The organism is Thermofilaceae archaeon (assembly GCA_038731975.1).
Taxonomy (GTDB): Archaea; Thermoproteota; Thermoprotei; order Thermofilales; family Thermofilaceae; genus JANXEW01.
Genome location: JAVYQJ010000016.1, coordinates 16,176 through 28,982, shown reverse-complemented (window position 1 = coordinate 28,982; position 12,807 = coordinate 16,176). Strand labels below are relative to the sequence as shown.

At 54.6% G+C, this 12,807-nt stretch carries 8 protein-coding genes and 1 CRISPR repeat array (1 of these 9 cut by a window edge); of the genes, 3 read left to right on the top strand and 5 right to left on the bottom strand.

What is annotated here, in order from left to right:
* Nucleotides 1-528 precede the first annotated feature (528 nt).
* The 3 genes from QXF46_06995 to QXF46_06985 all read left to right on the top strand — a co-directional run bounded on the left by QXF46_06995 (nt 529) and on the right by QXF46_06985 (nt 3,624).
* Nucleotides 529-843 carry a nucleotidyltransferase domain-containing protein gene (locus QXF46_06995; protein ID MEM0226607.1) on the top strand — a complete coding sequence of 105 codons (315 nt, stop codon included), beginning with the start codon at nt 529-531 and terminating at the stop codon, nt 841-843.
* A gap of 12 nt (nt 844-855) precedes the next feature.
* A complete protein-coding gene (locus QXF46_06990) occupies nt 856-1,257 on the top strand; it encodes a HEPN domain-containing protein (protein ID MEM0226606.1) in 402 nt (133 codons plus the stop codon).
* A 630-nt stretch (nt 1,258-1,887) separates the two neighbouring features.
* Nucleotides 1,888-3,624: an alkaline phosphatase family protein gene (locus QXF46_06985; protein MEM0226605.1), complete on the top strand. Its 1,737-nt coding sequence runs from the start codon at nt 1,888-1,890 to the stop codon at nt 3,622-3,624.
* Nucleotides 3,625-3,796: 172 nt separating this feature from the next.
* On the opposite strand, the gene QXF46_06980 is transcribed toward QXF46_06985, so the two are convergent.
* From QXF46_06980 to QXF46_06960, 5 genes are all read right to left on the bottom strand, one after another.
* Nucleotides 3,797-3,961: a hypothetical protein gene (locus QXF46_06980; protein MEM0226604.1), complete on the bottom strand. Its 165-nt coding sequence runs from the start codon at nt 3,959-3,961 to the stop codon at nt 3,797-3,799.
* A gap of 91 nt (nt 3,962-4,052) precedes the next feature.
* Nucleotides 4,053-4,352 (bottom strand): hypothetical protein, encoded by a 300-nt coding sequence (locus tag QXF46_06975; GenBank protein MEM0226603.1) that lies wholly within the window; start codon nt 4,350-4,352, stop codon nt 4,053-4,055.
* Nucleotides 4,353-4,572: 220 nt separating this feature from the next.
* On the bottom strand, nt 4,573-4,905 hold the full coding sequence (locus QXF46_06970; protein ID MEM0226602.1) for a hypothetical protein: 333 nt from the start codon (nt 4,903-4,905) through the stop codon (nt 4,573-4,575).
* 13 nt (nt 4,906-4,918) lie between these two features.
* The gene (locus tag QXF46_06965) at nt 4,919-5,464 is read right to left on the bottom strand and encodes a hypothetical protein (protein MEM0226601.1); all 546 of its coding nucleotides are present in this window, start codon (nt 5,462-5,464) and stop codon (nt 4,919-4,921) included.
* Between the two features lie 243 nt (nt 5,465-5,707).
* Complete coding sequence (locus tag QXF46_06960; GenBank protein MEM0226600.1) at nt 5,708-5,989, bottom strand: hypothetical protein; 282 nt, start codon at nt 5,987-5,989, stop codon at nt 5,708-5,710.
* Nucleotides 5,990-6,072: 83 nt separating this feature from the next.
* A CRISPR array of direct repeats spans nt 6,073-12,807; the repeat unit is 25 nt; unit sequence CTTTCTATTATCTCTTGATTGCGTC (it continues 815 nt past the right edge of the window).

The following is a 12,807-nucleotide window of genomic DNA, read 5'->3' as shown; positions in this document are numbered from 1 at the left end:
TGGCCGACGCCGTCCAGCTGGCGTCAGCCGAAGGCTTCGACGCCCTCCTCACATTCGACAAGAAGCTGGCCAGAATAGCGAGCGCCAGCGGCTTCAACGTCCTGCAAACCTGAGAAGCCGCACCGCGAGCAGCATCGAGCACCGCGAAGCCGCCAAAGATCGCGCACCACCCCAAAGGGCAAAGCACCCGCAGACTCTTTCAATTCACTCCTCGTTTAAGCAACGAGCGTCCAACCACGGGGAATATCGGGAGGCTTGACGGACACATCGAACGTATGCCGCTTACACGGCCGCCGGTGCGCCGCACCTAGCCCGGTGAACGGCGCTGCGTCGCGCAGCGGGCGTTTCCCGCCGAGCTTACCCCACCTCCAGATCCCCCAGTGCGAACCCCTCGAGGCCGTATCGCTTCACCGATCGGGGTCCCTCTTCGTAACACGTTTACTGCAGGAAACCCCGAGGGCCTGAGATGCAGGAACATTAAAGTATCTAAAAAGTATCTAAGATGAAATAATGCCCGTGCCGAGCCGCGTGCCTGAGGACGTGCTGGAGCTTCTCAGGGGTTTTGCTGAAAGGGCGAAGAGCGTTTTAGGCAGCGTAGAGGTTTACCTTTTCGGTAGTTACGCTAGGGGTGATTGGCTCTCCGACAGCGACATAGACCTCATAGTCGTGTCGGACGCCTTCAAGGGTTTGGATCTGGGGAGGAGGTACGCGCTCGTGAGAGGTCTCCTGCCGCACGACAGGGGCTTCGAGATCCTGACGTACACGCCGGAGGAGTTTGAGGAGGCTAAGAGGAGGAGCATCGTGGTTCAGGATGCAGCCGAGTACTGGATCAGAATAGCCTAGAGGCTGAGCGCAGTGAGGGAGGAAGCACTGGATTGGCTTGAGAGCTCCCTCGTCGACCTGAGGGAGGCGGGGGAGGCTCACTCTCGAGGAAGCTACCACCTCTCCGCGTTCCTAGCCCACCAGGCCGTTGAGAAGGCGCTGAAGGCGTACATCATAGCCTTCAGGAGGGTGAGGCCCCCTAGAACACGAGATCTCGTAGAGCTGGCGGCAGCGGCATCGATACAGCTAGACTCCAGCGAGATTGAGGGGCTCTCGGAGCTCTCACCGTACTACGTGGTGGCAAGGTACCTGAACGCGGGATTGCGGAAGCCGTGGAAGGAGATAACACAGGGGACCTCCCAGAAGCTCCTCACAACGGCCGAGAGAATCGTAGGGAAAATCGAGGAGCTCTTCAAACGGGCACAGCAGGGCTAGACGAAAACCCTGCAGCTCGCTCCACGGCTGAGCACGCTCGTGAGCACCTCTCATCTCGGGAGCGACCCCTGACTCTCACAGGCACCTCTGCGAACGGTTCGGGACCATGTGCGGGCCACCTCCTCGCTCAACCGCTCATCCTGCTCGGCGGCCTCCCGAGTCAAGGGCCGCGTTGGAACTGGAGCGGATGGGGGGCGCATCGAGTTAGAGACGGCTCAACCGCGGGGAACCCGAAACGGGACGGCTATCGAGAAGGTATGACATCGATGGGGAACCAGTCCGGCTCGAGGGTGGCACCTCTAGCGGTGGAGAACAACGCTGGGGCAGCAACACAAGAGCATAACCTCGACCGCGAGGATGCTGTGCATCCAGCCGCAGCACCGAGAAGCGGAGCAGTCATGCCTGACAGGGGCTTCGACAGAGCCCCGCGGTCGATCGAGAATCTCGCTGCCCGTACCTGCAGCTCAAGGGGGCTCGGGGGTTTGATGGGTTTTCCGGAGCCTCCTGATGGCGTTTTGGTTTCTTTATCGTCCTGTTGATCCTGCTGACGATTCGGTTTGATGGGGTCGCGTCTTCTTCAGCCTTTGAGGCTCGGCAAGTCATTTTTACCTCCGCTTTCGTCCAGTGTCAATGGCGGGTTCGAAGCTTGTCTACGCGCATATCGCTGCCGCAGCCTTAGCTGCCGTTGTGCTAGCCCTGGCCTCGATGAGCGCGGCGCTGGGGGCTTACAACAGCTGGGTGGGCTACCGGAACCCGTACGCGGACTCGCTGAGGCGGGTGGAGCCGGTCCGGGTTTCGGGTGCGCCCGTCGCGAGGCACGTCGTCTTCATCCTCCTGGACGGGTTGAGCGCGGACGTGCTCGAGGACTTGAGCCGGAGGGGTGGCGACGCGGCCCGCCTGGTCTCGATGGGTGCCTTCTACCCGAACGGGCTGGCCAACACGCCAACGTACTCCATCCCCGCGAGGGCTTCCATACTCACCGGAGCTCCACCGGAGATCAACGGGGTCCTCTCGAACGAGTACACTGGTGCGGTGGGGATTGACAGCATAGTGAGGGCGGCCAGGGAGGCCGGGTTCAAGATCCTGTGCTCCGGGGACGCGTCCGTGGAGATGCTGTTCAGGGAGTACATCGACGAGTGCGCCCTGGTGGAGGAGGGGGGCGGCCAGGGGGCGCTGGCTCTGGCTGAGGGCTTAAACCTACTCAGGAGGTACTCGGGGATGGGGAACAGCGTCTTCCTCTGGATCAGCGTCAACGACGTGGACATGATCGACCACTTGGCGGGCGGCGCGGGCGCACCGGAGTACAACTCCACGGCGGCGAACGTGGTCAAGCTCACCCTCAACGCGGTACAGGCGCTCGCGGGGGAGGACGCGCTCGCGGTGATCCTCAGCGACCACGGCTTCAAGAGGGGTGGACACCACGGCGGGCCAGAGCCCGAGGTCAGGAGGGTCTTCACGCTGCTCGTCGGGCCCGGCGTGAAGCCGGGGGTGTACACCACCGGCTACACCCACAACGACATCGCGCCCACGGTGGCGATGCTCATGGGGTTGAGGCTACCGGCCCAATCGATCGGGAGGCCCCTCGAGGAGGGCTTCAACCTGCCGAGCAGCAGGGTTGAGGCGTACAGGAGGGCTTCGCTGGAGCAAGCCCGGTGGGTCGTAGGGGCGCTCAGCGAGGCTTCGGGCGTGAGGGTCCCCGAGGGCGCAGACCCCTTGGAGGCCTACGGGGTGATCACCGGCAGGCTGTACAGCGAGGGCATGGGCTTCAGGCTGGCCGCGGCCCTTGCGCTCGCGCTCCTGGTACCGGCCGGCCTCTACGCCTCGCTCAAGGCCCGCCTCCTCAGCACCAGGAGCCTCATCCTCGTGCTGGCGGCGATCCTCGCCTACGAGACCACCTTCTGGGCCACCTACCGCTCAGCGAGGGGGCCGTTCAGCCTCTCAGACGTGAAAGCCCTAGGCGATCTCATGGACAAGGTGATGCTCGCCTCGGCTGTAGCCGGCTTAACTGTGGGGCTCCTGCTGGGCTTAGCCGAGCTGACCCCCTTCAGGGCGGGCCTACCAAAGGCCCTCGTGCCAGCGCTCACGGCAATAACCCTGGCGGTGGCCCTCAGCCTCGCCTGCGCGGCACCCTTCTACGTCAGCTACGGCTCAACAGTGCGATTCCCCCCGCCCGACTGGGGGGAGGGTTTCAGGTTCTTCCTCTACCTCACCAAAGCCTCCTTCACAACGCTCGTGGGGATGGCGCTGGCCACCGCAACCACCCTCGCGCTCTCCATCGCAGGCCACTACGTGCAAAAGGCATCGAGGAAACCGCAAATTACTGACAACTCCTTTATACTGCCAACGGGCGAGCTGAGCGCCGCTTGAGGGTGAGAGGCTTCTAACGGCGCAACCTCCTCCTCTGCAGCCAGAAGGGCCCCATAGTGTGAGCCCGGCTTCGGCCTTCAAGTCGAGGCTGGAGGCTTTTGATCGCAAGGAGCTCTTTCATCACGAAGATTCCCGCTTTACACCTTGTAACCCTTGGCTTCGGAGCCCCCCTCTATCTCTGCCCCCTCGACCGCGGCTTGGGGCGCAGCGAAGACCTCCTCCGGCAGCACCTGAGGGGGTAGGTGACGCCCTCCTCGTCCACATAGACCGGCTCCAGCTCGGTCTCCACCCTCCGCAGCTGCTTGCCCTCGTACACTACCTCCTCGGGGTACTCCACGCGTTCGGATAACCCCCGCTGTACTCGACGATCGCTGCAGGGGGGCAGTCGATTGGAAAGGGAGAAGATGGTTTAAGGGTGCGGCTGTCCCCTAGGGTGGGGGTATGTGGGAGCCAACCCAGTACTCCACGCGGAAAACGCTAAGGGCGTGGACGATCGTCCTGTAGATACTGCCTGTGCCGTGTTCACTGAAATGCCAGACCACTTTTACACCCCTCTTCACGTTGAGGTAAATGTCGATAATCATCCCCTTGAACACGTGCAGCTTAGTTGTCGACAGCGTTTTCACGTTCTTCTCCTCCACGTAGATCACCCTATCCCTGCCTCTGAGCTCTAAATCCAGCCTCCTCGGAATCACACTACCGGCGTAGTCGTTTATGAGCCTGTACACTTCGTCGTAGTCTCAGCCCAGAATACGCCGGGGCTTAACCTCGTTCTCCCTCATGAAATCCAGCAACTCTCGCTTAGTTACTCTTTCCTCCCTTTCACCCGGCTTTAGTTCTTTAACTTTCCACCCTCTCTTGGCGGCGTCTTCCCTGAACTTATCTACGGTGGCGTCTCTCCTCTGCTGAACGAGCCTGTCCTGAGATATTTAGGCCTGCTGCTGGTAGTCAACTCCGGGCACTGGTCTGTGCGCCTTCCGCCTGCCTCGGCTGCTGGATGATGCCGGTGGGCATGCCCGGCTGCTGGCTCTGTTGCTGCACTGTGGGCGCTAGCTGCTGCATCTGCCTCGCAACCTCCTCTAGCACAAAGGGGAGGGACGCCAGGCCGGCTCCAATCCCAATACCGCTGATGTCCCCGAGCCCTCCGCCGAAGCGGCATCCCGTGTAGGGCGTACTGTAGGTGCACCAGCCGTAGACTTGGTCGGCGAAGGTGAGCGGCGCCTCGGCGAGCATGAACAGTAAGACCGCGGCCGCCAAAGCCACCCTATACCGAGCCCTCACTCCTCCCAACCAGTCAATCCACGCCTGGCTCGTCAATCCTAGGCGTCACGCCTATCTTAAGTATGCTGGAGTGCTTTGTCCGCTCATCGAGGAGCCAGCACAGCAATGCAGCTAGGTTCTTGATGCTCTTGAGGCAACCCTCGTCCGACGGGTAATCGATCTCGGGCGTAGGCTTCTGCTGCTTTTCGAGCTCCTCCAGCTTGTCCAGCATCGCCTTAACGTCCTCCAGCGTCAGCTTCTCGGCCCACTCGATGAATCGGCGCATCTCGTCCTCCAGGTGGTAGGTCAGGGGGCGCCAGTAGGTGAAGGTGTAGTGGCGGAGGAGCTTCTTGTACAGCAGCGTGGTTATGTTGACCCAGATGGACCTAATCTCCAGCAGACTCCTCTCCTTCTCGTCGCGTGGCTCGTCCTCGCTGAAGAGCGCGTAGGCGAGATAGGGGAAGCCCGCCTCAGTGAGTATGAAGTAGCCGACCCTACCGTCGGGGAAGCTAGCTTGCTCGGGAAACGGCAGATCCTTCCAGACCGACTCATCGAGTAATCCGATCTCATCGACGTCCATTGAGATGTCCAGTATAACACGCCTCTCGATCCCCCGCTCCAGCTCAACTATCGCGAAAAGAGGCTGAATTGAGGATTAAAAGCCTTCAGCCGTAAGCTCGGGGAAAATTGGGGTTTGAAAGGGTCTACCAGGCCACCAGCTTGAGCAGCTCCAGGTTGACCAAGAGTACCAGCGCCGTGGGGGCCACGTAGAGGGGGGCTGAGAGCCACCCGTACCTGAAGCTCGACGCCAGGCTGAGGGACGCTAGAATCGCTGACGCGGCCGCCTAGGCGGAAACCGCCCCGGCCAGAAGCGGCACAAGCGGCAGCCCCAGACCCGCGCCCGCAGCCAGCGTCCACCCGCCCAGACCACCCCTCCCACCACCCTTCTCAACAGCGCCATTAGTAACAGCCCCTCCGCCTTGAGGTTCACTTTAATCCGCCCACTCCCCCGCTCAAACAGGCAGACGAACAGCAATGCCAGCACCCCCACTAGGAGGAAGGCTGAGCTCGGGACCAGCACATCACGTGCAATCACACGGCTCATGCACCCCCTTACGGCCACATCTCAGAACGGTACGAAGAAGACCCCGATAATCACCAAGTCGAGTAGCCCCACGTCTCTTCAATCTTTCTATTATCTCTTGATTGCGTCAAAACATATTGTTTGTGTAATTTTCAAGCGTGTCCGACGTTCTTTCTATTATCTCTTGATTGCGTCCATGTATTTCAGCTTCACGGTTTTCATGAACGACACGTCCGGGTCTTTCTATTATCTCTTGATTGCGTCGGAGCATCATGGAGCTGGGTAGGAACGCCTTCACCGCCCTCCCTTTCTATTATCTTTTGATTGCGTCGGGACGAAACATATTGCAATTGCTGGTGCCACGGGGTGCGGCCTTTCTATTATCTCTTGATTGCGTCGGATCCCGCAGCTGTGGGTACAGGCCGCGGAAACCGTGACTTTCTATTATCTCTTGATTGCGTCAAGAGGGGGGCGTAGTAGGCGGCATACACGGCGACCCTGAGGCTTTCTATTATCTCTTGATTGCGTCGCCGGCGTGGGCTCCAGGATCGTGACTGGCGCGGACCTCTTTCTATTATCTCTTGATTGCGTCGTAAAAGAAAAACGGTTATAGGAGCCGGGTGATCAATCCGGCTCTCTTTCTATTATCTCTTGATTGCGTCGGGGTCGGCGTAGCCCGCGAAGCCACCCATCTCCCTGAAGCCAACTTCCTTTCTATTATCTCTTGATTGCGTCAAGATTGGGAATGGTTGTTCGATGAAAAAATCGATTTCGTTGCTCTTTCTATTATCTCTTGATTGCGTCCGCAGAGGCCGCCGCTGCAGGAGGCGAGCCAGCCGAGCAGCAGGTTGCCCAGCTTTCTATTATCTCTTGATTGCGTCTCAATCGTTGTGAACGTGGAACCTTCTACGCTGGAAGAGCTTTCTATTATCTCTTGATTGCGTCGCTGGTGTTCTACGCTCTCCACGCTAACCCGCAGAAGTACCTTTCTATTATCTCTTGATTGCGTCAGAGTCGGAGCCGGTATACGTGTATGTGTATACGCCGTTTTCTTTCTATTATCTCTTGATTGCGTCAGGTTGAGTTCGAGAGGCTGGCTGAGAGGCTGGGTGTGGAGCTTTCTATTATCTCTTGATTGCGTCGGGCCCATGACGAAGAGGAGGCTGGGCGGCCTGCTGGCGGACTTTCTATTATCTCTTGATAGCGTCCGACATATCGTTTGTCGTGTGGTGAACGCTGTGGTAAAGTGCTTTCTATTATCTCTTGATTGCGTCTCGATATAGTAAAGCTGTGAGCCATGCCCGTCGAGATATCACCTGAGAACACATATTTCTTTCTATTATCTCTTGATTGCGTCCACCGGCCGCTACGTGCTGTACAGGTACATGGACGCGCACAAATTTCCCTTTCTATTATCTCTTGATTGCGTCTCGTCATCTACAAGACCGGGGGCGGCGAGCACAGGGTTCAGATCCTTTCTATTATCTCTTGATTGCGTCGCAAAGGGGATAGTGATGAGCGACAGACGAAAAGTGCTTTCTATTATCTCTTGATTGCGTCAAAGCGTCAATGTATAGTTGTTTTGCGGTAGTTGACTACCACTTTCTATTATCTCTTGATTGCGTCACCCCTTGCTCTCCGTTGTGCTCAGCATTTTCAAGAATCATGTGCTTTCTATTATCTCTTGATTGCGTCAACAATCCACGTGGAGAATCTCCGCTTGCTGCAGCGGATAACACTTTCTATTATCTCTTGATTGCGTCCAAGGAGATATTGTCATGAGAGTGGTGAGAGTTGAAAATTCTAACTTTCTATTATCTCTTGATTGCGTCACATAAAAACTTTCCAGTTAACTTTCCGAACCGCGCATTTCTGACTTTCTATTATCTCTTGATTGCGTCGATTCACAGTGAACTTCGGCATCGCTATCCCCTCAAACCTACGCCTTTCTATTATCTCTTGATTGCGTCGCTAAGCTGCTCAAATCGCTTGCGCCCCGCTACGCGGTCTTTCTATTATCTCTTGATTGCGTCTTCTTTTTTCGTCTCGCATCAAGAGCGAACCCCTCTATCCCTCATCTTTCTATTATCTCTTGATTGCGTCGGGGGGAAACATATAGCCGTTTGTGGCTCGACTGGATGCGGACTTTCTATTATCTCTTGATTGCGTCGGTTGAACATATACATGGGGCCGGGCAGCGCGTACGCGAGCTTTCTATTATCTCTTGATTGCGTCCCACCACCGCTCTGCAGCCCCCCTCCTTCACCGCGTCGAGCTTTCTATTATCTCTTGATTGCGTCCACGCAGGAGAGGGAGCGGATCCTGAAGGACGTGAAGGAGCTTTCTATTATCTCTTGATTGCGTCGAACACGGGTGCCGGTAGACCCAACATCCTACAAATGGTGAAAACTTTCTATTATCTCTTGATTGCGTCAGCTCCACCCTGGGGAGCAGGGCCTCGGGCGATGGCAGCTTTCTATTATCTCTTGATTGCGTCTCTCCTCCACCTCGTCCTCGTCGAGGACGCCGGCCGCGTGGCTTTCTATTATCTCTTGATTGCGTCCTGGCGCTCATATCAGCTCTTCGCCTCCATGCTCACGCTGCTTTCTATTATCTCTTGATTGCGTCCAAGCATTAGGTGAGGAAAATGAGTGAGTGGGAATTTCCAACAGCTTTCTATTATCTCTTGATTGCGTCTCGTGCTCCGCAGCTGCTTCGAGAAGCTGCCGCCCGGCGATAGGCTTTCTATTATCTCTTGATTGCGTCCCAAGACCGTGAAGAGGACCTACAGGGTCAACCCACCCGAAGTCCTCTTTCTATTATCTCTTGATTGCGTCGGGCTGGTGACGACAACGTAGCGCCGCCCGGCCAGCTTCTTTCTATTATCTCTTGATTGCGTCTCGCCCGCGGTCTCGCACGCCTCCTCGCCGCCGTACAGGTCGACCTTTCTATTATCTCTTGATTGCGTCTCGTGTAGTGATTCGTAGTAAATGTCACTTATGTATTTATACTTTCTATTATCTCTTGATTGCGTCCCTTTATTGACTGTCAGCAGCCAATCGATGAACCGTCTCTTTCTATTATCTCTTGATTGCGTCAGCCGCTGCCGCAGAGCATTTCAAAAACGGAATATGGTTCTTTCTATTATCTCTTGATTGCGTCGGACATGTGAACTTTTTCCTAATCAAAGCCGCAGCTCGTGGCTTTCTATTATCTCTTGATTGCGTCACGTATTAGGTAAATTGGCATTCTATAGGCCAAAGCTCGATTGGCTTTCTATTATCTCTTGATTGCGTCGTCCCCGATATCGTCCACCTGACCCTGACGAGGGTGAAGGCCTTTCTATTATCTCTTGATTGCGTCTCGAGCACGACATAGTTGCAGCAAGCACGTCGATTTTTTCCCTTTCTATTATCTCTTGATTGCGTCACGTCCCGCCGGGCCTCCTCGAGCCGTTCCTGAGGGGGCTTTCTATTATCTCTTGATTGCGTCTTGATTTAACCTTCTTGTTTAAATTACATCAATTTTACATGACTTTCTATTATCTCTTGATTGCGTCAGAGGGTCTTAACGTGGCGTGAGAGGCTCGCATGGGCTGCTAACTTTCTATTATCTCTTGATTGCGTCGCGGGTCTCGCGCGGCCGCGTGCCGCGTGCCGCCTTGGCCCCTTTCTATTATCTCTTGATTGCGTCTCCAAGGAGGATGGCACAGCGTGGAGCACACCGCCCAGGCCTTTCTATTATCTCTTGATTGCGTCTCCACATCACCCTGCCGAACGCCCTCTACCTGAAGGCGAAGCTTTCTATTATCTCTTGATTGCGTCTGGCGCCACCTTCGGTGGGGGCGGTGGTGGCGGGGTCTTGGGCGCTTTCTATTATCTCTTGATTGCGTCACGCTGCTCTGACCTCAGCCTCCTCCTCCCGGGACAGGCTTTCTATTATCTCTTGATTGCGTCAGGACGTCTTCACGTTAACTGTTTCCACAGCTGTGGTGCAACGCCCTTTCTATTATCTCTTGATTGCGTCGCCGCGCTGATCGCCGCCCTTTCTGCGCACAGGCGCGCGCGCTTTCTATTATCTCTTGATTGCGTCAGCAAAAGGAATCATGCATGATATCGTGGATAAGGGCTTCTTTCTATTATCTCTTGATTGCGTCGTAAATGGCCAAGTGGCGTGTGGTTGTAGAGGGTGAGGACTTTCTATTATCTCTTGATTGCGTCGGTGTCGACGACTACGTTCTATGCGACTGCTACGATGCGTTGCTTTCTATTATCTCTTGATTGCGTCGGAGGAGGTTGAGGAGGAAAAGGTGGAGGTGGTTCAGCTTTCTATTATCTCTTGATTGCGTCTGGCAATCGCAGGCCGTCAGCCTAGGTACCACACTGGCTTTCTATTATCTCTTGATTGCGTCCACGGTAGGTAAACGTAACGCCAGAGGGGCGCTTCACTACTTTCTATTATCTCTTGATTGCGTCGCAACGACGGATTGCGTTGCAGCAGAAATAATGTCACGCCTTTCTATTATCTCTTGATTGCGTCCGGGGGTTACGGGTTGTCCGCCTCCGCCTCCTGCAGCTTCTCGTCCTTTCTATTATCTCTTGATTGCGTCGAGCACGCCCTCTTTTCCAGGGGGGTGGGAGATATACCTACTTTCTATTATCTCTTGATTGCGTCTATACGTTATTGTTTTTTCACGTGATGCGCAAGCTGTACCTTTCTATTATCTCTTGATTGCGTCGACAGTTCGTCAGGCTGTGCGTAGCTTATTACTGCAGCAACTTTCTATTATCTCTTGATTGCGTCCCGTCTCCAACACCACTGCCAACACCACCATTCGCCGGTCGTTCTTTCTATTATCTCTTGATTGCGTCTTTGCGCCTTTTCCGGCACCATGGCCGGTTGGGGAGCCGGACGCTTTCTATTATCTCTTGATTGCGTCCCGGTCGCCGTGCCCGGCGGCGGTGAGAGCGTGCTCTACACGGTCTTTCTATTATCTCTTGATCGCGTCGGATTTTATTATATCGTTATCATTACTTGAAGTAACAGTGAACCTTTCTATTATCTCTTGATTGCGTCGCGAGACCAGGGGCCTGTGGATGCCCTGCAGCCAGTAGCTCCCTTTCTATTATCTCTTGATTGCGTCTTAAATTCTTTTCAAGAAAATCTTTTAAAATAAAATTACAAAATGCTTTCTATTATCTCTTGATTGCGTCTGTAGGGATGCCCGGCTGGTGCTCTCTCACCATGGTAACTTTCTATTATCTCTTGATTGCGTCCACGACAGCGATGGCTGGTTCGCCGATAACGTGTCATTTCACGCATGGCTTTCTATTATCTCTTGATTGCGTCATACGGGATACCTCTCTCTGCAGCTATCTGCTCAGTCCTCTCCCTCTTTCTATTATCTCTTGATTGCGTCTTTGGACAAACGATGTAACGATAAACGGCACGCACGTATGGGTGCTTTCTATTATCTCTTGATTGCGTCGTACGTTGTTGCGAGGAAAGGGATTAGGAAGACGTGGGGGTGGCTTTCTATTATCTCTTGATTGCGTCCTATTCCGAATGCTAATGCAACATACGATATCCAAACCAATTCCGGCTTTCTATTATCTCTTGATTGCGTCGTGGGGTGGGTTTCGGCGGCTGCGCTAAACCTTTCTCCACCCTTTCTATTATCTCTTGATTGCGTCGTAGCATTTTGATCGCCAATGTGGACTTTCCTGCACCTACTTTCTATTATCTCTTGATTGCGTCGCATCTGTGGTGACTTCGTTACTTGCCGTGTAAACGGCCAACTTTCTATTATCTCTTGATTGCGTCGTTAGAGATGGCCTCGTCAGCCAGTGCTTTACTCACTTCTTCCTTTCTATTATCTCTTGATTGCGTCGTTCACCCCTGAGACCATAGTGGAACCAAGAGGTAGTAGACTTTCTATTATCTCTTGATTGCGTCACGGGACGAAGCTGGCAGACACAGTCGCGGTCCTGAACTACACGCTTTCTATTATCTCTTGATTGCGTCTTTCGGAGGAGCCTTTGAAGACCTCATCGATGAATGCCTTTCTATTATCTCTTGATTGCGTCGACGCCGATGAGCGGCAGTGCTCCGCTGATCGTGTTCCAGATGCCTTTCTATTATCTCTTGATTGCGTCGGCGACGGCTTCGGTGCCCCGGTGCCTGGACAGCATGCTTTCTATTATCTCTTGATTGCGTCGTATCTGATCCTTGCGCGACATAGCTTTGCGATTGTCACGCTTTCTATTATCTCTTGATTGCGTCAGTCTTTGACAAGAAGGCTGAAACCGTGGGGACAAAAGCCTACCTTTCTATTATCTCTTGATTGCGTCCCGCGTTAGACCGCCTCCTCCATGGTGCGGTATGGTTGACTTTCTATTATCTCTTGATTGCGTCTTTTAGTTACTGCTGGCGAAGACGTAAAAATGTCCTATGTTCATCTTTCTATTATCTCTTGATTGCGTCTAGAGCAATAGACGCGGGGCTGCCGCCGCATATCGCAACTTTCTATTATCTCTTGATTGCGTCTGGGAGAGGTTGCCCGACTGGATGAGGAACGCCTTGGATGCTGCGGGCTTTCTATTATCTCTTGATTGCGTCTCAAGGCCGTGATCAAGGACACGGTTGCAGCTGTTCTGACGACTTTCTATTATCTCTTGATTGCGTCGGAGGTGGAAGAGGAGGCTCCTCTTCGACGCCGCCCGCCAGCCGCTTTCTATTATCTCTTGATTGCGTCTGAACCTGAGGGATTTGTAAACGTAGAAGTGGATATTACTGCAACTTTCTATTATCTCTTGATTGCGTCAGCTATACTAGGTTTG